Source organism: Mycobacterium pinniadriaticum, from assembly GCF_026242045.1.
GTDB classification, from domain to species: Bacteria; Actinomycetota; Actinomycetes; order Mycobacteriales; family Mycobacteriaceae; genus Mycobacterium; species Mycobacterium pinniadriaticum.
Genome location: NZ_JAPJDO010000017.1, coordinates 60,574 through 79,042 on the forward strand (window position 1 = coordinate 60,574; position 18,469 = coordinate 79,042).

Sequence of the window (18,469 nt, forward strand, 5' to 3'; positions counted from 1 at the left end):
CCATGCCTCCCGAATCGCGTTGTGATCGCTGTCACCCACAGCGTCGCAGAAATGGACCGAAATTTCAATTGTTATTATGGTCAGGCCAAAATGCTGCGTTACCGCGCGGAGGCTATATGGGGCGATCGGGCTTCCTGTCCGAGGAGGTCGTCGACGATCCGCCGCAGTCGCAAGCTGGCCAAATCGGCCTGGAACTCCACGCCGTCGCGCCACCGGTCGTAACCGGAGTGGCGGGCGGCCATCTCGAGCACGGCGGTGTCGCGCGTTGCGACGCCGGCTAGAAAGGCCTTGAGTCGTTCGGTTGACGCCGGCCTACCCAGGGCGTAGTTCCGGGAACTCACCATCACGACTCGCGTCGACGTGTCGTCGATCGGCGTGATGGCGTGCACGCGGGTGGTGGTCAATGTTTCACCGGCGGGGGTCTCGACGTCCCAGCGCTGCAGGTGCAGAGCCGGCGAGGCGAAAGTCCCCTCTTCCGTGCGTCGATAGTCGACGTCCCGTGGCAGCCCACCGGCCTCGGCCTCCCAGTCGGTCGGACGGGCAGGCGGTAGCACGCGGGTATAGGTCACGGTGGTTTCGGTGACTTCGACCTCACTGAAGGCGGGCATGCTGCGGATCGATGCGGGGATGTCGGCGGCATGCAGGATCGGTGCATAGCTGAAGTCCAGATAGTGCTCATGGACCATCAGGTAGTTCGCCGCCACGTCCCAGGCGGTCCGGAAACTCTCCCAACCGGCCTCGCGGACCCAAGGAACGGCCGGCGGCCGGCTGATCGCCGCGGCCCTGGGCGAGCCGGACCAGATCCAGACGAAGGGCGGGTCTTCGAGCACCGGAAAAACCCGAACCCGCATTCCCGTCGGCACCCGGTCCTGGGAGGGAATATGTGTGCAGAGGCCGTCTTGGTCGTAGGTGCAACCGTGATATCCGCAGACGAGCTGCTCGCCGTCGACGAGGCTAGGGGTCAACGGGAAGGCCCTATGCGCGCAACGATTCTCGAAGGCTGTCACCCGTCCACTCTGACTGCGCCACAACACAACGTCTTCTGCGACCAGGCGCCGTCCGAGCGGTGTGCTTGTCACCTCGTCGACGGTCGCGGCGACATACCAGCAGTTCCTCGGATAGTTGGCGGTCACAGGTCCAGCACCAATTTCGAGGTACAGCTTCGTGACACGCAGATCAGCATGACCTCTCCGGCCTCGCGCTGCTGCGCATCGAGAACCGAATCGCGGTGTTCGGGAACACCTTCCAGGACCCGGGCCTCACAGCTGCCGCACACGCCCTCGTAGCAACTGGTGGTGATCGGGATGCCGGCCGCCTCGACCAACTCGAGGATTGAATCCTCTGCTGTCACGTTCAACGTGACACCCGACCGTTGACATACCACCTCGAACTGAGTGAGTGTGTCCGCCTGCTGCGCGGCTGTGGGCACCTTGGCGGCGAATCGCTCTATGTGCAGCGCCCCCTCCGGCCAACGTGCGCAACGCTCCTCAACCGCGTTGAGCAATGCCTCGGGTCCGCAACAGTAGACGAGCGTTCCCTTCTCGGGCTCGCCCAGCAGTGCGTCGAGATCCAGCAGGCCCTGTTCGTCCTGTGGCCACACGGTGACGCGGCCCGGATACCGATCCGCCAGGTCTTCCGCGAAAGCCATTGAGGCCCTAGTGCGCCCGCCATACAGCAGTGTCCATTCGCCTCCGGCGCGTTCGACGGTGTCGGCCATCGCCATGATCGGGGTGATTCCGATGCCGCCAGCGACAAATCGGTACCGACCCGCGTCGACGAGGGGGAAATGGTTCCGCGGCCCGCGAACCTGCACGGCGTCGCCCTCGTGGAGTTTCTCGTGCACATGCTGTGACCCGCCCCGGGTGTTCGGATCCAGCAGCACCGCGATACGCCATGTGGTGCAGTCGCGCGGATCGCCGCACAGTGAGTACTGACGGGTCAGACCATCGGCGAGGATGAGGTCGATGTGGGCGCCGGGTTGCCACCGCGGCAGATCCTCGCCGTCGGGGTGAACGAGATCCAGCACCACGACGCCCTCGGCAGCGGCGCCGCGATGCCGGACGATCAGATCCGCGGTGTATTCGTGGACGCTGGCCGTTGACATCGTTCCCGGTCAGGACACCCGCACGGTCGCGGGCAAGTGCTTGAGGCCGCCCACGAAGTTGGTGTGTGTGACACTGCCCGGTCCCAATACCTCGATGGCGTCCAGCCGCGGCAGCAGCTGCTCGAACATCACTCGCAACTCCAGCTTGGCCAGGTGTTGGCCGACGCAGGTATGCGGACCGAACCCGAAGGCCATGTGGTTGTTCGGATTACGGTCGATGTCGAAGGTATTGGGATCGGTGAACAGATCCTCGTCGCGGCAGGCCGATTGGAAGAGCGGCATCACCCGATCGCCCTTCTTGATGAGTTGACCGTTCAGCTCGTGGTCCTGCTCGGCCCTGCGCATGAAGTGCTTGACCGGTGCGACGTAACGGAGTCCCTCCTGGATGAGCTTGCCGATCAGCGCCGGATCCGCCTTCACCCTGGCCAGCACGTCGGGATGCAACGCCAACTGCTGCAGGGTCCCCGCCAGTGTCGCCGAGGTGGTGTCGTGGCCGGCCGTGCAGATGGCCATGAACCAGCCGTAGGAATACGGAGCGGGCCAGTACTCGCCGTCAGGCGTCTTGGCCAGGGAGATCAAGGTGGCCAGATCGTCGCGCGGGTTGGCGCGCCGGTCTTCCACCAGGACATCGAAGTACTTGTAGAAGGTCTGCACGGTCGCTGCGAACTGCTGGGCCATTGCCTCGGGGGTCACCTCGACGTCGACGCCCTCGGTCTGGTGCTCGGGGTCGGCCGTGCCGAAGAACTCCTGCGTAAGCGCCATCATCTGCGGTTCGTCGGAGGCCGGCACCCCGAGCAGCGTCATGATGACGTGCAGTGGGTAGCCCAGCGCCCAGTCGTCGACGAGGTCGATCTGCTTCCCGCCCGTCGACAGCGCCTTGAGTTTCTCGATCGCCTCGTTGGCCAGTTCCCGAGTCTGGCCCTCCAGGGCTTTGAGGCGGCCCGGCTTGAAGTAGTCGAACACGATGTTCTTGACCGTGGTGTGCTCGGGCGGATCGAGGAACGGGAGCGCGTCCATCAATCGCAGGCTGCCGCCAAGGAGGCTCTTGGTGAACACGTCGCCGGCCTGGTTGGCGAGGATGGGGTTGTGCGTCCCGGGTTGGGCGCCGCCTCCGGCGGAGAACACCTCGGGCTGGAGACTCTCCACCTCTTGGATGTCGGCGTACTTACTGACCAGCCACAGGGCGTCGTATCCCTCGACCACCGCCTTGCCTACCGGCATGTTGTCGCGCATCCATTTATAGGCCTCGAAGAGCGAGGGAAGGTCGGCGTGGCCCTCCGGGAGCACGATCCGGCGCGCCACCTCGTCCGGGAGGATGGCTTCCTTGGTGTCTTGGGCGGTTGTCACTACGGACCTCTTTCCGACGTTGCCTTGAAGTGCCTGAGGGCGTGATGTAAGTCTCTGTGGACGGCGCCCGCCACGCGTCACCACTAGGTGGAGTGATTGCTACCGCTTTGGGGGTATCCGCCCCGCGTCAGCCGTCCGGGCAGCCCGCGTCAATCCACGCCGCGACGCGATCGATGTCCTGGTCCGAAATGGGATCGAGGTAGGCGGGCATCCGCATGATGCTGGCTCCGTCCGGCGCCGGCTCGAGGTCGGACCCGAAGGGAGCAACGCCGCGGAGGGACTTGACTAGATTGGAATTGACCCCGTCGCCGAGGGTCACCAGCTTCCGGCCGCCGACCCTCATCTCGACGAAGCGATCCCGCGTGACGCCTCGCCAGAACGGACCGTGGGAGGACACGTCGGCGTCGGGTCCCCCGACCGAGCGGTCCAGGATGTCGATGACATCGGTGAAGTTCATGGTTATCGAACCTTCCTTCGGTGCGGTCACGCTGCCGAAATCCCGCCATTGACGCTGATAGCCTGGCCGGTCAGTCGGGCGGCGCCCGGGCTGCAGACGAACACCGCCAGGGCGGCGATGTCGTCGGCATCGGGGACGCCGAGGGCGGCTTGCTTGGCGGCACTGGCGAACAGCTTGGCGCTGAATCCGTCGGAGGTGATCCGCTCGGTGGATGCGGTGCCGTGCACCAGCGACGGGGTCAGCGCATTGGCGCGGATGCCGTGGCGTTTCTCCTCGATCGCGATCGTCCGGGTGAACATGACGATGGCGGCCTTGGCAGCGCCGATCATCGCTTCCCCCGGTGTCGCCGTCTTGGCGGCGTCGGAGGCGACGTTGACGATGATCCCGCTCCTGCGGGCGCGCATCCCGGGCAGCACCGCACTGGCCATGTGCATTGAGGGCGTGGCCAATTCGGTGAGAATGCGGCGCAGATCGGTGATCGGGATGTCTTTGAACAGCTCGGGTCTGACATCGGCGGCGGTGGTGCACATGAGGATATCGATGCCGCCGAGGACGCGGTCGGCCTCGGCGGCGACGGTGAGCGCGGCCGACGGATCGGTGGCGTCGCCGGGCAGGAACTGGCCGTCGGTGCCCAACTCGCGTAGCTGCGCGGCGGCGGCCTCGCCGCGCTCGGCGTTGCGGCCCACGATCACGACCCTGGGCACTCCGGCGTTGGCCAGGGCCCGTGCGGTGGCTAGCCCGATGCCGGCGGTTCCGCCGACGATCAGCGCGCCGCACCCGGTGAGGTCCTTGGGCGCGGGCAGTTCGTTCTCGGTCGTCACGCTGTCTCCGTTCACAGGGTGGTCCGGCAGACCACTTGGCTGCGGTTCTCGAGTTCGAGGGCGGCGATGAACGAGTCGATCTCCGCGCTGCGGATCAATGAGTTCTTGGTGGCCCGAATGCCCTCGGCGCCGTGTGCGACGATCTGCTCGGCGAGTTCGACGGCTGCCGCCACGATCTGTTCGCCGTCGACGGGCGCGATCCGGTTGGCCAGCCCTATTCGCACCGCCTCGTCTGCCTTGACGGTTCGCCCGGTGAAGGAGATTTCGGCGGCCCGGGCCGGTCCGATCACGCGGGAGAGGTGCCAGGATGCGCCCAGTTCACCGATCGACAGCCCGACTCGCACGAAGCCCGCGCTGAAACTCGCCGTGGGCGTCGTCAGCCGGATGTCGGCCGACAGCGCCAGCGACAACCCCCCGCCTGCGACGGGTCCGCTGATCGCGGCGATCACGGGGTAGGGCAGCGACCGCAAGCCCGCCGTTCCCGCCGAGGCGGTGTCGACGAGCTCGTTGAACTCGGGGATGGTCATCCGGGCGATCACCTCAACCTCTTGGAGGTCGAATCCCGTGCAGAAGGTGGCGCCGCCCGCCCCGGTGATGATGAGCGCGCGCAGCGGCGCCTTCCTCAGCACGTGGGCGTACCAGGCGATTTCGCCGAACATCTCGACGGTCTGCGAGTTCCCGCGGTCGGGCCGGTTGACCGTCATCAGTCCGACGCCTGGACGCGGCTCGGTGAAGAGCAGTGTCTTCGCTTGCCCGAGTTCGGCGACGACGTCGGCCATCGGTCGGGTGGCCACCCTGTTCCAGTCCGGCATCGCTCAGCGTCCGGTGAAGTTCGGTGCGCGCTTCTCCCGGAACGCGGCCAGCGCCTCCGGCATGTCCGCACACCGGGTAAGTAGTGCCTGGCCGCGACTCTCCAATTCCAAGGCTGCGGTGAACGAGCCGATTTCGAGGTTGGACTGCAGCGCCCGCTTGGACAGCTTGATGCCGCCGGGGGAGTTGGCGCAGATCTGGGCGGCCATCGTCAGAGACCGCTCGACCAGGTTGTCGGTGCCGGTGAGGAAGTTGAGCAGTCCGAGCCGTTCGGCCTCCTCGGCTTCCACGATTCGGCCGCTAAAACATATCTCGGCGGCCTGGGCCGGCCCGATCAGCCGCGGTAACAACCATGATGTTCCAAGGTCTCCGGCGGAGAGGCCGATCTTGACGAAGGCGGCATTGAACTTGGCCTTGGGCGAACCCAACCGGATGTCGGCCATCAGGCTGAGCGCGAAGCCGCCACCGGCGGCCGCTCCGTTGACCGCCGCGATAACCGGAACAGGTATCGCTCGGACCGCCGCGAGTGCGCGAGCGGCGCGGTTCTGCTGGTCGAACATTCCCAGCGGCGACAGGTCCGGCAGTCGTTCCGCGTCGTCGAGGTCGTATCCGGCGCAGAACCCCGCTCCCGCTCCGGTGAGGATGACGACGCGAACGTCGTTGTCATCAGCAAAAGCACGCGCGACGCTCTCGAGCTCGTCGAACATGGTGACCGTCATGGCGTTGAGCCGGTCCGGCCGGTTCAACGTGATCATGCCGACTCCCGGGGCCGGCTCGGCCACGGTGAGTGTCTGGTACTCGCCGCAATCCATGGTTTCTCCTCGGGGCTCAGGCGAAGTTCGGCCGGCGCTTCTCGACGAAGGCGCGCAGCCCTTCGGCGGCCTCGCCGTGCTCGAAGAGAGCCTGAATCTGCTCCACCTCGTAGCGAAGGCCCTCGGCCAACGGTAGATCGCTTGCGGCGCCAACTGTCCGGACCACGGCCCGCTGGGCGGGGGTCGACGCCGCGCATAACTCGGTGGCGAGCTCGCGGGCGACACCGACGGCCGAGCCCGCCGGTGTCAACCGGTCGATCAGCCCGATCCGCAGTGCCTCGGCGGCGTCAAGCTGGCGTCCGGTGAGCATGATGTCCAGCGCGGGGCCGCGACCCACCAACCGGGGCAACCGCTGAGTACCACCCGCACCTGGGATGAGACCGAGCTTCACTTCCGGTAGGCCGAGCTTGGCGTCGGCAGCAGCGACCCGCAGGGTGCAGGCCATCGCCAGCTCCAGGCCGCCGCCCAGGGCGAGTCCCTCGATCGCGGCGATCGACAACGCGGGATGTGCGGCCAACCGGTCGAGTCCCGAGCGCAGTCCGTCACCGTAGGCCTTGAACGAGGCGGCGTCCACGTTGGTCATGTGTTTGATGTCCGCGCCTGCGGCGAAGAATCCTGTCAGTTCCGAGGACACGATAAGAACTTTGGGCGCCGAAGCGTCGGCCTCGTCCAGCGCGGCGTGCAAACCGTCGGTGATCGCCGGGCCCAGGGCATTGGCCGGCGGCCGATTCAGCACGATACTGAGCACCGGCCCGTCGTCCGACCAGCTGACGGCTTCGGTCATTCGCTCGCTCCTTCTCGTTCCTCGTTCCTCGGAACGCATCGGTCGACTCGCGGGGTCATTCGCTCGCTCCTTCTCGTTCCTCGTTCCTCGGAACGGATCGGTCGACTCGCGGGGTCATGCCATCGTCAATCCGCCGCTGACCGACAGGGTCTGGCCGGTGATGTACTCGGCAGCGTCGGAGGCGAAGAAGGCCACCGCCGCAGCGACATCGGCCGGGGTGGCCAGCCGTCGCATGGGCACCGACCGGGTCATCCCGGCGAGCACCTTGTCAGCATCCTCACCGGAGTTGTCGGCGAACTTTCGCAGTGCCGGGGTGTCGGTGGGGCCGGGACACACGGTGTTGACGGTGACGCCCTTGGTCGCGACTTCGCGGGCCAGAGTCTTGGTGAAGGCGATGATTCCGCCCTTGGCCCCGGAGTACACCGCCTCCAGCGACGAGCCCACCCGGCCGGCGTCGGAGCCGATGTTGACCACCCGGCCGAAGCCTCGCTCCATCATCCCGGGAACCACCGTGTGGCATACCCGCAGTGCACCTTTGAAATTGATGTCGAGTATCCGGTTCCAGAAGTCCTCAGTGGTTTTCACGAAGGGCATGAAGTCATCCCATCCGGCGTTGTTGACAGCGACCTCGATGTCACCGAGCTCGCCGGTGACGCCTGCGACCGCGTTGCGGACCGACTCGGTGTTGGTGACGTCGACCAGCACGGGGATCGCCTCGCCACCGGCCGCGACGACGCGCGCGGCGGTCTCCTTGGCGGCGTCGAGGTTCAGGTCGGCGACCGCGACCCGGAAGCCGTGTGCGCCGAGGGTTTCGGAGATGCCGCCGCCGATGCCCTGGGCGCCACCGGTGACGAATGCAACTCGAGAGGTCATGTCTTCACTTGCCTTTCACTATCTTCCGCTGTTGTCAGTGGCAGGAGGGGCCGTCGGGATCGGGGTGCCAGTTCACCGGACCGGCCACGATGCAGTGGCTGGTGAGCTTGCGGCCCAGAATCGTCTGCGCGGCGCGGGCGGCGTCGATCACGGCCGGAAGGCTGACTCCGGTGGCCACGCCCATCTCGTGGAACATGTTGATCAGGTCCTCGGTGGCGATGTTGCCGGTGGAGCCGGCCGGAACCGGGCAGCCGCCGAGTTCACCGAAGCTCGACTCGAAGCTGGTGCAGCCGGCCTGCAACGCGGCGTACGCGTTGGCCAGTCCCTGGCCGCGGGTGTTGTGGAAATGCGCGGTGATCTCGATACCGGGCAGCCGTTCGATCGCCGCGGAGAAGATGTCGAAAACGTAGGCCGGGTGCGCCATTCCGGTGGTGTCGCCGAATCCGATCTCCCGGCAGCCCGCCGCGGCGAACTGTTCGGCGATTTCGAGGGTGCGTTCCATCGGGACCTTGCCCTCGAACGGGCAGCCGAAGGCGGTCGCGATCACGGCGGTGGGCTTCAGGTCCTCGGCGTCGATACGTTTGACCAGAATTTCGTTGTCGGTCATCGACTCGTCGATGTACCGGTTGACGTTGCGCTTGTTGTGGGTCTCCGACGCGCTGACGAACAGCGCGACCTCGTGGAAGCGCTCCCGGACCTTCAACGCGTTGTCGAGTCCGCGGCTGTTGGGAACGAGCACGGTGAGCGAGACGTGCTCGGGGACGTCGATGCCGTTGAGTACCTCCACGGCGTCGGACAACTGGGGTATGACGTCGGGGCGCACGAAGCTGGCGACCTCGATGCGGTTGAGGCCGGTCTGGCCTAGTCGGTTGATGAGCCTGATCTTGTCGGCCGTGCTGATGATCTCGGGTTCATTCTGGAATCCGTCGCGCGGACCGACCTCGCGAATATGGGCCGTAGCGGGAAGTTTCGGGCTCATAGCTGACTGATCTCCTTCTCCAATTCGTCCCGGAATTCCGGTGCTGCGATGGTGACGAGGCGCCGAGCCCGCTCACCGATGCTGCAGCCGCGGAGATGCGCGGCGCCGTGTTCGGTGACGACGACGTCGACGTCGGCGCGTGCGGTGGTGACTACTCCGCCGTCGAGGCGGGGTTTGATTGTCGAACGTCCGCGGAATGTGGAGCGCACCGCGATGATCGAGCGCTTGCCGGTGAGGGCGGCGGCGCGGGTGAAGTCAACCTGGCCGCCGATTGCACCGACGTACACGCCGCCGCTGACTTCGGCGCCCACCTGTCCGGACAGGTCGACCTCGACGGCGAAGTTGATCGAAATCAGCGATGCGAGCTGTGAGAGCACCTGAGGGGAATGGGTGTAACTCGTCGGCAGGAACCGGATCGGCAGTTCAGGGATGCGTTTGTAGAGCTGCGACGAACCGAGCGCGGTGCCGACCACGATCAGCCCGGCGTCGAGTTCCTTGTGCCGTCCAGTGGCCACCCCCCGCTCGGCCAGCCGCATCAGGCCGTCGGTGATCATTCCGGTGTGGAAGCCCAGATCCTGATGGCCGGCAAGAGAATCCAGCACCGCCGCGCCCAGCGATCCGACGCCCAGCTGGACCGTGTCGCCGTCGTCGACAAGCTCGGCGATGCACGCGGCGATGCGGCGATCGACCGCATCGGGATCACGCGAGGGGTCTTCGTGCAGCGGGCGGTCGGAGGTGATGGTGGCGGCGAACCGGTCCAGCGGGATCGGCTCGGATCCGACGGTGGCTGGCATCTGGGCGTTGATCTCGGCTATCAGCACCGGTGTGTGCGGCACCGCGTCGGCGACATAGTCCACCCCGATACCCAGCGAGCATCGTCCGTCCAGGTCGGGAGGTGACACCTGGACCAAGCCGACGTCGCAGGGAAGGTGGTGCTCGGCGAACATCCGGGGCAGCGCCGAGTAGTGGCACGGCACCACCTCGAGGCGTCCGGTGCGGCTGAGTTCGCGCAGCTCGCCGAGGCCGCCGTAGGACACCATCGACACCCGGTCCGGAATGGTGACCGCGAGCTGGTCGTTCCAGGACAGGCCGGTGAAGGTGCGGATCGGCCCGACGCGGGCGTTCTGCGTGATGAGCGCGTCCACCAGGGGGCGGGGCTCGGCGGCTGCCTGTCCCCACCACACCCCGTCGCCCTGCGACAAGAACTTGGTGAAGTCGATCAAGAGGGAACTCTCTGCAGGATCGTTCCCGTTCCGAGGCCGCCGCCGCAGCACATGCTGACCAGACCCAGATCCGCTTGCCGCCGTTCGAGTTCGGCGACCATGGTGGCGATCAACCGGGCGCCGGTGGCGCCGACCGCGTGGCCGAGTGCGATTGCGCCGCCGTTGACGTTGACCCGGTCGGGGTCGGCCTTCAACTCCTGCGACCAGGCCAGCACCACCGAGGAAAACGCTTCATTGATCTCGAACAGGTCGATGTCGTCGACGGTCAGGTTGTTGCGTTTCAAGAGTTTTCGGGTGGCCGGGATCGGTCCGGTCAACATGATGATCGGGTCGACACCGACCGTGGTCTGATCGATGATGCGGGCGCGGATGGTCAGGCCGTGCCGGTCGGCGGCGTCGGCCGAGCACAGCAGCACCGCGGCCGCGCCGTCGCAGATGGGGGAGGAACTGCCGGCGGTGATCCGCCCGTCCTGCCTGCGGAACGCCGGCTTCAGCCCGGCGAGCGTCTCGACGGTGGTGTCGGGCCGCACGCACTGGTCGCTGGTGCGGGGTTGGCCGTCGAGGGTCATCGGCACCATCTCGGCGTCGAAGCGGCCTTCGGTGATTGCCGTGGCGGCCAACTCGTGTGACCGCGCGGCGAATTCGTCCATCTCCCGGCGCCCGATGTCCCAGCGGTCGGCGATCAACTCGGCGCTCTCGCCCTGGTGGACGAAGCTGTAGAGTTCGCGCAGCTCCGGTGGCCACGGGTCGCCGTAGAGTTCGCTGATCTTGGTGGGGGAGTCGATGGGTACGTGACCCATGTGCTCGACGCCGCCGGCGATCACGATGTCGTGGGTACCGGATGCGATGAGCGCGGCGGCCACCTCGACGGCAGTCTGCGCCGAACCGCAGCGTCGGTCCAGTACGGTGGCGGGGACCTCGGGCGGGTATCCGGCCTGCAGCCAGGCGTTGCGGCCGATGTTGCGGGACTGTTCGCCGAACGGTGCGGTGCAGCCGATGATGAGATCCTCCACCGCGGCGGGATCGATCCCCGCGCGGCAGATCAGATCGGTGTAGCAGGCGGCCAGTATCGCGTTGGGATGCACGTCGCGGAACCACCCCCGCTCCTGGTGGGACTTCCCGATCGGAGTGCGCACCGCCTCGGCGATGAACACCGGCCGGCCGGCGCGGGTGAAGGGACCGTTGACGGGGGTCGCCACGCTAGATCACCGTCCCGCCGTCGACCGGCAGCACCTGGCCGGTGATGTAGGACCCGGCGTCGGAAGCCAGGAAGAGGAAACTGGGTGCGATCTCCTCCGGGGTTGCCCACCGCCCCAGCGGAATACGCGCCAGCGTCTTGGCTGCCAGCTTCTCGTTGGACCGGATCTTCTCGGTCATCGCGGTGGCTGCCAGCGGGGCGATCGCGTTGACCGTGACCGATTTGCGGGCCAGCTCCTTGGCCAGCGACTTGGTGAGCCCGACGATCCCGGCCTTCGCCGCGCCGTAGTTGACCTGACCGATCGTTCCGGTCAGCCCCGCGGCGGAGGTGACATTGATGATGCGCCCGGTCCCGTCATCCGGCAGCAGACCCTGCGCGGCGTGACTGCACAGGAAGCTACCGACGAGATGGATGTCGATGATGCGCCGGAAGGTCTCCTCCGTCTGGTCGGCCAGCATGGCCGGGGCGATGGCCCCGGCGTTGTTGACGAGGATGTGCAGAGTTCCGCCGGCTAGTGCGGCGGCGCGGTCGGCAGCCTCGACCGTGGCCGCGGCATCGCGAACGTCGAAGGCGAACGGCTCGGCTCGGCCGCCGCCGCCGGTGATCAGGTCCGCCACCGCGGCGGCGGCGTCCTTGTCGATGTCAGTGACCAGCACCGCGGCACCCGCGGCGGCGAACGCGCGCGCGACCGCGGCGCCGACACCACCACCGGCGCCGGTCACGAGGGCCGAACGCCGGTCCAGGCGAAACGCGGCCGCCAGCTCAGCATTGGTCATCAGTAACTCCTCGGCATGCCGAGGACGTGTGATCCCAGGAAATTGAGGATCATCTCCTGGCTGATCGGTGCGATCCGGGTCAGTCGGGCCTCGCGGAAGTAGCGGGCCACGTGGTATTCCTCGGAGTAACCCATCCCGCCGTGGGTCTGCAACGCGCGGTCGGCGGCGTCGAAACCGGCCTCAGCGCACAGGTACTTGGCGGTGTTGGCCTCTCTCCCACAGGGTTTGCCAAGGTCGTAGAGCCAGGTCGCCTTGCGCAACATCAACTCCGCGGCGTCGAGTTTGGCCAGCGAGTCGGCCAGCGGGAACTGAATGCCCTGGTTCATTCCGATCGGCCTACCGAACACCTCGCGCTCGTTGCCGTAGCGAACGGCCGCGCGGAGGGCGGCGCGGCCGATGCCGAGCGCTTCGGCGGCGATGAGGCAGCGCTCCGGATTGAGGCCGTCGAGGATGTACTTGAAACCTTCGCCTTCCTCGCCGACGCGGTCCTCGACCGGAATCTCCAAGCCGTCGATGAACAGCTCGTTTGAGCTCACCGCATTGCGGCCCATCTTGGGGATCGGCCGGACGTCGACCTTGTCGCGATCCAGATCGGTGAGGAACAGCGTCAGGCCATCGGTCTTGCGGGGCGAGTCCTCGAACTTCGTGGTGCGGGTCAGCAACAGGATCTTCTCGGACTCCATCGCCTTGGAGATCCACACCTTGCGGCCATTGACGATGTAGCGGTCGCCGTCGCGCTTGGCGAAGGTGGTGATCCGGGTGGTGTCCAGCCCGGCGCCCGGCTCGGTCACGCCGAAGCAGACGTGCAGGTCGCCGTTGACGATGCGGGGCAGGGTTCGCCCCTTGAGTTCCTCGGACCCGTGCACGATCACCGGGTGCATGCCGAAGATCGACATGTGGATCGAACTGGCTCCGTTCATCCCGGCGCCGGACGCGGCGACCGCCTCCAACAGCAAGCACGCCTCGGTGATGCCGTACCCGTGGCCGCCGTATTCCTCCGGGGTCGTGATACCCAGCCAGCCGCCGTCGGCGAAGGCGTCGTAGAACTCCTGCGGGAACTCGTGGTTATGGTCCCTGGTCATCCAGTAGTGGTCGTCGAACTTGCCGGCCAGCTCCGCCACTGCGGAGCGGATGGTCTGCTGGTCGTCGGTGAGTTCGAAGTCCACGGTGGCTCTCCAGGTCGAGGCGTCTTTGTGCGAATGATACTAATGGACAGACCAAAATGGAAGGCCTGCGGTCTCAGGCGAACGCCGGCACCAGTGGCAGCAGGCAAGCGATGCGTTCGTTCCAGGCATCCGGGCTGCCGAACAGGATGCGGTCGAGTTTGGCCCGCTTGTAAAACAACTGGAGGTCGTACTCCCAGGTGTATCCGATCGCGCCATGAACCGTGAGTGCGGAGTCGGCGAGTTCGGCGCAGTGCTGGGTGACCTGGGCCTTCGCCGCCGCGGCATGCAGTCGCGCGTCGGCGGCACCCTCTTGAGTCGAGGCGCCCGCCAAAAGCGTTATCGAATAGGAGGATTCGACGGTCACCAGCATCTGCGCGGCGGCGTGCTTCACGGCCTGGAACGCGGCGATGGGCCTGCCGAACTGCTTGCGTTGCTTGGCGTACTCCACCGTCATGTTCAGCATGCGTTCGGCGGCGCCCAGCGCGTCGGCCGCCACCAGGACGGCCGCGCGGTCGGCCAGCCGAGCCCATGTTTTCTCGGCGCTCTCGGTCTCGAGGAGACGCGCCGGCGCTTCGTTGAACATCACATCCGCTGCACTTCGGGAGCGGTCCAGCACCTCACGGGGACTGACGTCCACTCCGGGCGCATCTCGGTCAACGACCAGCAGGCGGTGGCCATCGCCGTTTCGTGCCGGCAGAACGAACCGGACGGCGTCGTCTGCGGCGAGCACGCACGGAACCTCGCCGCTAACCGTGCCGCGATGCCACCGCAGCGGCGAGACGGCCGACGGAATCCGGTCGCAGCGCACGGCCGCGACGGTCAATTCACCGCTCTCGAGGGCCGCGCGGCTCAGGTCCGGCTCGACACCCAGCGCCACGTCCGCCACCGCTCGGGCCAGCCAGCGCCCGGAAGGTGCCGCAGCGCGGCCCAGTTCGCGGGCGGAGAGGATCAGCTCCAATAGGCCGCCGCCCTGACCTCCGCGGGATTCCTCGAATCCCACCCCGGCCCAACCCTCTTCGACCATCGCGTTATCGAAGCTGCGGTGATCTCCGGCGTCGAACCAGGAGCGAAGCTGCTCCGAAGCCGTCTGCCCGCGGAGCCAGTTGCGCAACGAATCCGCGTACAGCTGCTGTTCGTCGGACAGTTCCCAGTGCATTCACTTCTCCGAAGGTCGTCGGTGTGGTCAGGTGCTAAGGTCAGACCAATAGGTCAATCGAGGAGGCGTGATGGAGGGTGCCGACCCGACTCGGCCGGCGATCACGCTCGGACCCGTCGACGTTCCGAAGGCGCCCGACGTCCTGGCCAGGGAATTGCGCGAACGCATCCTCAGTGGAGAACTCCCGGAGGGCGCCGCTCTTCCGGCCGAGCGCGAACTGGTCAAGCAGACGCAGATGAGCCGGGCGACGGTGCGCGAGGCGCTGCGAATTCTGGAAGTGCAGAATCTGGTGCGGGTCAAGGCGGGTCGCGCCGGCGGTGCCTTCGTGCAACGCCCGAGCACGGCATCGATGGCGAACACCGTGAGCATGCTCATCCGCGGCCGGCAGATCAAGCTGGCGGATCTCATGGAGACCCGTGAGGCGCTCGAGCCGTTCTGCGCCGAACTTGCCGCCGCGAAGCGAACCAACGAGGATCTCGCGACGTTGGATCGCGCCAACGACGCGATCGCAGACCCTAGCGCCGACCTGGCGCGCTTTCTGCAGGCCAACCTCGACTGGCACGTCGGTGTCGCGATCGCCAGCCACAACGAGCTGTTGATCGGTCTCATGACCGGGCTGTCGCAGGCCATTTACGCAGGAACCGAAAATGCATCCTTTGTCGACCAGTCGGTGCGGGAAGTGACTGCGCGAGCGCACAAGTCGATCACCCGCGCGATCCGCGAGCGCGACGCGGAAGCTGCAGGCCGCCGGATGCGCCGACATGTCCACAGCTACGCGGCGGCTGCTCTGGAAGTCGATCAACGGGACTCCATCACCGTCGACGACTGACCGACCGCAGCCCGTATCTCGTCGATGGCCTCTGGGTTCTCCGCCCCCGACAGATCGCCGGGATCGGTACCCAGCGCCGCCGCGCGGATCGCGCGCCGCAGGATCTTGGCCGACCGCGTCTTGGGCAGGGCCTCGACACACCAGACCTTCGATGGCGCGAACGGCTTGCCGAGTTCGTTGCCGACGATGTCTTTCAGCGCGCGGGATACCTGCTCGGTGTCCACGGAGGTGCTGTCCCGGGCGACCCAGAACGCCCACACTGCTTCACCCTTGACCGGGTCGGGCACCCCGACCGCCGCAGCCTCGCTCACCGCGGGATGCGTCGACAGGGCGGCTTCGACTTCGGCGGGAGCCAGGCGCTTGCCCGCGACGTTCATGACGTCGTCGGATCGCCCGAGGATGAACCACTGCCCGTCGTCATCGACCATCGCGAAATCACCATGGGTCCACATGCCGGGGAAGCGCGACCAGTAGGCGTCGAGATAGCGCTGGTCGTCTTTCCAGACTCCCCGCGTCATCGACGGCCACGGCTGGCGGCATACCAGCTCGCCCACCTGCCCGCGTACCGAGTGGCCGTCGTCGTCAACGACGTCGACGTCCATGCCCAGTGAGGGGCCACCGAGCGAGCAGCTGCCGATGGGCTCGACCGGATAGGGCGCGAGGAAGGAGCCACCGACCTCGGTACCGCCGGAGAAGTTGATTACCGGGACGCGGCTGCCGAAAACGTCACGGGCCAGCCAGTCGTAGGAGTCAGGATCCCACGGCTCGCCGGTCGATCCCAGCACATGGACCGAAGTGAGGTCGCGGGCGTGGATCTGGGCCAAGTCCGACCCCTTGAGCGTCCGGATCAACGTGGGCGACACTCCGAGCATGGAAACCTTATGTCGCGCAACGAGGTCCCACAGCCGACCGTTGTCGGGAACGTCGGGAGAGCCTTCGTAGAGCAGTAGGGCAGCGCCATTGGCATGGGTTCCGATGATCGAGAGCGGCCCCATGATCCAGCCCATATCGGTGATCCAGCAGAAGACGCCGTCGCTGGTCATGTCGAAGGAATAGGCGACCTCGCTGGCGGTCTTGACGAGGAAGCCGGCATGGGTGTGCACCGCGCCCTTGGGTCGGCCGGTGGTGCCGGACGTGTACCCCAACATCAGCGGATGCATGGCCGGCACCCGCTCGGTGGCCAGATCGGCCGGTGCGGCGACGAGCTCCGACCAGCGCGTAACAGCAATATCAGAGTCGACTTCCGTTGTCTCCCTGACATTGTCGATAACCACAAGGTGTTCGACGGCCGGGCATTCCGACAGTGCGGCGGTCAGCTGCGGGAGCATCGCCACCGTCCGGCGGCGCCGGACAGTCCCGTCGGCGGCGACCACCGCCTTGACGTCCGCATCGGTCAGACGGGATGCGATCGCCGCGGACGCGAAGCCGGAGAACAGCGGGACCAGGACCGCGCCCAGGGCGGCGACGGCGTACACGGCGACGACGGCCTCCGGGATCATCGGCAGGTAGAGACCGACTGCGTCGCCGCGGCCGATGCCGATCCGTTTGAGGCCGGCGGCCGCGCGGGCGACCTGCTCGGCAAGCTCACCGAAGGTCAGTGTGCGGGTCGAGGAGTCTTCGGTCTCGTGCCTGACAGCGACGCGGTCCGGACCGGCGTCCCGCCAACGCCGCAGGCAGGTATCGACGACGTTGAGCTCCGCGCCGACGAACCAGTCCGGATGCTCGATGCCGCGGCGCAGGTCCAGTACCGCGGTGTGCGGTGTGGCGAACTCGATTCCGAGATCCTCGAGCACCGCGTTCCAGTACCACGAGGGGTCGGCCACCGAACGCCGCCGCAACTCGTCGATGTCACGCAGGGCGTGTTTGCGGGCCAGCCTGCTGACGTTGGCGTTGTCGATGTATTGCGGTGTGGGGATCCACGTGTAACTGCTCATGGTCGTCACTCCCTAGGCATGCCGAGGATGCGCTCAGCGACGATATTGCGCTGAATGAAGGTCGAGCCGCCGGCGATAGCCGTTCCACGGCCCTGGTTGGCAAGTCGCAGCCAGCGTTCGGCGGCGGCGTCCTCGGTGGGGGAATCCTTGTCCGCCAGTGAAAATAGGCCGTCCAGCGGCGACAGGGACAGCCCGAAGTCGGCGATGTCCTCCACCAGCGGACAGAAGAAGAGCTTGCCGATCGAGGTCACCGGTCCTGGTGGTTCACCAGTGGCCGCACCGCTGATCACCCGCTGGCTGATCGAATAGTGCGTCAGCGCACGGCCGTACAGATCCGCAACACGTTGCCGAATCAACGGGTCGGCTCCCAGTGGGCGGCCGTCGTCGTCGGTCAGCGCGGCGATCTCAGTGATCAGGTCGTTGACCGCCCCAGTGGTGTTCACCCGGCCTGTCGCGATGGCAACCCGCTCGAAGGCGAGTGTCCCCATGGCGACCCGCCACCCGTCGTCGACGTCGCCAACGACGTCGGAGTCGGGGATGAAGACGTCGTCGAGGAATACCTCGTTGAACTCGGCCTCGCCGAGCATGTGCTCCAAGGGTCGGATGCGCACGCCAGGCGCCGACATGTCGAGCAGAAAATAGGTGATACCACGATGGCGCGGAGCGGCGCCGGTGCGGGCCAGCAGGATGGCGTGGGCGGCCAGTTGCGCGCGACTCGTCCAGATCTTCTGGCCGTTGATCTTCCAGCCACCGTCTACCTTGACCGCTGAGGTGCGCAGCGAGGCGAGGTCGGAGCCGGACTCCGGTTCGGAGAACAGCTGGCACCAGATGTGTTCGCCGGTCAGGATCGGCCGCAGATATCGCTGCTGTTGGTCGCTTGTGCCGAAGGCGACGATGGTCGGACCGCCGAAATCCTCCCCGATGATGTTCAGCCGCTCCGGCGCGCCGGCGCGGTCCATCTCCTCGGTGAAGACCGCCTTGAGCTTGGCGTCGGCCCCGCCGCCACCGAACTCGGCCGGCCATGACAGTCCGGCGTATCCGGCGTCGAACAGCATCCGCTGCCAGCGTTCCCAGTAGTCGCGCTTGTCCTCCAGTCGGTGCGGTTCGGGTCCGCCGAGCGTCGGCAGGGTGTCGGTCAGCCAGGCGCGGATTTTTTCGCGGAAGCCGGCTTCGGCTGGGCTGTCTTTGAGTTCCATTGCA

Annotated in this window: 18 protein-coding genes; 1 reads left to right on the forward strand and 17 read right to left on the reverse strand. The window is 66.7% G+C overall.

Translation table 11 applies throughout. The features are described 5' to 3' along the window. Positions 1 to 98 precede the first annotated feature (98 nt). The 15 genes from ORI27_RS18930 to ORI27_RS19000 form a co-directional block, all read right to left on the reverse strand. On the reverse strand, positions 99 to 1,133 hold the full coding sequence (locus tag ORI27_RS18930; protein ID WP_265998540.1) for a Rieske 2Fe-2S domain-containing protein: 1,035 nt from the start codon (positions 1,131 to 1,133) through the stop codon (positions 99 to 101). Continuing rightward, positions 1,130 to 2,104: a PDR/VanB family oxidoreductase gene (locus ORI27_RS18935; RefSeq protein ID WP_265998539.1), complete on the reverse strand. Its 975-nt coding sequence runs from the start codon at positions 2,102 to 2,104 to the stop codon at positions 1,130 to 1,132. The genes ORI27_RS18930 and ORI27_RS18935 overlap by 4 nt, the downstream gene beginning before the upstream one ends. A gap of 9 nt (positions 2,105 to 2,113) precedes the next feature. Beyond that, a complete protein-coding gene (locus tag ORI27_RS18940; protein WP_265998538.1) occupies positions 2,114 to 3,451 on the reverse strand; it encodes a cytochrome P450 in 1,338 nt (445 codons plus the stop codon). Between the two features lie 127 nt (positions 3,452 to 3,578). After that, positions 3,579 to 3,908, reverse strand: a complete 330-nt coding sequence (locus ORI27_RS18945; protein ID WP_265998537.1) for a hypothetical protein — start codon at positions 3,906 to 3,908, stop codon at positions 3,579 to 3,581. Between the two features lie 26 nt (positions 3,909 to 3,934). Next, positions 3,935 to 4,729, reverse strand: a complete 795-nt coding sequence (locus ORI27_RS18950; protein ID WP_265998536.1) for an SDR family NAD(P)-dependent oxidoreductase — start codon at positions 4,727 to 4,729, stop codon at positions 3,935 to 3,937. 11 nt (positions 4,730 to 4,740) lie between these two features. Then, complete coding sequence (locus ORI27_RS18955; RefSeq protein ID WP_265998535.1) at positions 4,741 to 5,541, reverse strand: enoyl-CoA hydratase/isomerase family protein; 801 nt, start codon at positions 5,539 to 5,541, stop codon at positions 4,741 to 4,743. Between the two features lie 3 nt (positions 5,542 to 5,544). Beyond that, on the reverse strand, positions 5,545 to 6,351 hold the full coding sequence (locus tag ORI27_RS18960) for an enoyl-CoA hydratase/isomerase family protein (protein ID WP_265998534.1): 807 nt from the start codon (positions 6,349 to 6,351) through the stop codon (positions 5,545 to 5,547). Positions 6,352 to 6,367: 16 nt separating this feature from the next. After that, positions 6,368 to 7,135: an enoyl-CoA hydratase/isomerase family protein gene (locus ORI27_RS18965; protein WP_265998533.1), complete on the reverse strand. Its 768-nt coding sequence runs from the start codon at positions 7,133 to 7,135 to the stop codon at positions 6,368 to 6,370. A 114-nt stretch (positions 7,136 to 7,249) separates the two neighbouring features. Next, complete coding sequence (locus ORI27_RS18970) at positions 7,250 to 8,008, reverse strand: SDR family NAD(P)-dependent oxidoreductase (RefSeq protein ID WP_265998532.1); 759 nt, start codon at positions 8,006 to 8,008, stop codon at positions 7,250 to 7,252. Positions 8,009 to 8,042: 34 nt separating this feature from the next. Then, complete coding sequence (locus ORI27_RS18975; protein ID WP_265998531.1) at positions 8,043 to 8,987, reverse strand: hydroxymethylglutaryl-CoA lyase; 945 nt, start codon at positions 8,985 to 8,987, stop codon at positions 8,043 to 8,045. After that, positions 8,984 to 10,210 (reverse strand): acetyl-CoA hydrolase/transferase family protein, encoded by a 1,227-nt coding sequence (locus ORI27_RS18980; RefSeq protein ID WP_265998530.1) that lies wholly within the window; start codon positions 10,208 to 10,210, stop codon positions 8,984 to 8,986. Before ORI27_RS18980 ends, ORI27_RS18975 begins: the two co-directional genes overlap by 4 nt. Further along, entirely contained in the window at positions 10,207 to 11,409 is a 1,203-nt protein-coding gene (locus tag ORI27_RS18985; RefSeq protein WP_265998529.1) for a thiolase family protein, read from the reverse strand. Before ORI27_RS18985 ends, ORI27_RS18980 begins: the two co-directional genes overlap by 4 nt. A 1-nt stretch (position 11,410) precedes the next feature. Further along, positions 11,411 to 12,184: an SDR family NAD(P)-dependent oxidoreductase gene (locus tag ORI27_RS18990; RefSeq protein ID WP_265998528.1), complete on the reverse strand. Its 774-nt coding sequence runs from the start codon at positions 12,182 to 12,184 to the stop codon at positions 11,411 to 11,413. Further along, positions 12,184 to 13,350 carry an acyl-CoA dehydrogenase family protein gene (locus tag ORI27_RS18995; RefSeq protein WP_265998527.1) on the reverse strand — a complete coding sequence of 389 codons (1,167 nt, stop codon included), beginning with the start codon at positions 13,348 to 13,350 and terminating at the stop codon, positions 12,184 to 12,186. Before ORI27_RS18995 ends, ORI27_RS18990 begins: the two co-directional genes overlap by 1 nt. 73 nt (positions 13,351 to 13,423) lie before the next feature. After that, a complete protein-coding gene (locus ORI27_RS19000) occupies positions 13,424 to 14,506 on the reverse strand; it encodes an acyl-CoA dehydrogenase family protein (RefSeq protein WP_265998526.1) in 1,083 nt (360 codons plus the stop codon). A gap of 70 nt (positions 14,507 to 14,576) precedes the next feature. Between ORI27_RS19000 and ORI27_RS19005 the strand changes: the two genes are divergently transcribed. Beyond that, positions 14,577 to 15,335: a FadR/GntR family transcriptional regulator gene (locus ORI27_RS19005; RefSeq protein WP_265998525.1), complete on the forward strand. Its 759-nt coding sequence runs from the start codon at positions 14,577 to 14,579 to the stop codon at positions 15,333 to 15,335. Here ORI27_RS19005 and ORI27_RS19010 read toward each other — a convergent pair. Next, positions 15,305 to 17,269, reverse strand: a complete 1,965-nt coding sequence (locus ORI27_RS19010; protein ID WP_265998524.1) for an AMP-binding protein — start codon at positions 17,267 to 17,269, stop codon at positions 15,305 to 15,307. The genes ORI27_RS19005 and ORI27_RS19010 overlap by 31 nt on opposite strands. A 5-nt stretch (positions 17,270 to 17,274) precedes the next feature. Beyond that, on the reverse strand, positions 17,275 to 18,465 hold the full coding sequence (locus tag ORI27_RS19015) for an acyl-CoA dehydrogenase family protein (protein WP_265998523.1): 1,191 nt from the start codon (positions 18,463 to 18,465) through the stop codon (positions 17,275 to 17,277). Positions 18,466 to 18,469 lie beyond the last annotated feature (4 nt).

Bases quoted from the DNA above. Each gene is read 5' to 3' on its own strand.
- ORI27_RS18965 (WP_265998533.1), bottom strand. From the start codon at position 7,135: ATGACCGAAGCCGTCAGCTGGTCGGACGACGGGCCGGTGCTCAGTATC.
- ORI27_RS18960 (WP_265998534.1), bottom strand. From the start codon at position 6,351: ATGGATTGCGGCGAGTACCAGACACTCACCGTGGCCGAGCCGGCCCCG.
- ORI27_RS19000 (WP_265998526.1), bottom strand. From the start codon at position 14,506: ATGCACTGGGAACTGTCCGACGAACAGCAGCTGTACGCGGATTCGTTG.
- ORI27_RS19015 (WP_265998523.1), bottom strand. From the start codon at position 18,465: ATGGAACTCAAAGACAGCCCAGCCGAAGCCGGCTTCCGCGAAAAAATC.
- ORI27_RS18990 (WP_265998528.1), bottom strand. From the start codon at position 12,184: ATGACCAATGCTGAGCTGGCGGCCGCGTTTCGCCTGGACCGGCGTTCG.
- ORI27_RS18955 (WP_265998535.1), bottom strand. From the start codon at position 5,541: ATGCCGGACTGGAACAGGGTGGCCACCCGACCGATGGCCGACGTCGTC.
- ORI27_RS18975 (WP_265998531.1), bottom strand. From the start codon at position 8,987: ATGAGCCCGAAACTTCCCGCTACGGCCCATATTCGCGAGGTCGGTCCG.
- ORI27_RS19010 (WP_265998524.1), bottom strand. From the start codon at position 17,269: ATGAGCAGTTACACGTGGATCCCCACACCGCAATACATCGACAACGCC.
- ORI27_RS18945 (WP_265998537.1), bottom strand. From the start codon at position 3,908: ATGAACTTCACCGATGTCATCGACATCCTGGACCGCTCGGTCGGGGGA.
- ORI27_RS18935 (WP_265998539.1), bottom strand. From the start codon at position 2,104: ATGTCAACGGCCAGCGTCCACGAATACACCGCGGATCTGATCGTCCGG.
- ORI27_RS18970 (WP_265998532.1), bottom strand. From the start codon at position 8,008: ATGACCTCTCGAGTTGCATTCGTCACCGGTGGCGCCCAGGGCATCGGC.
- ORI27_RS19005 (WP_265998525.1), top strand. From the start codon at position 14,577: ATGGAGGGTGCCGACCCGACTCGGCCGGCGATCACGCTCGGACCCGTC.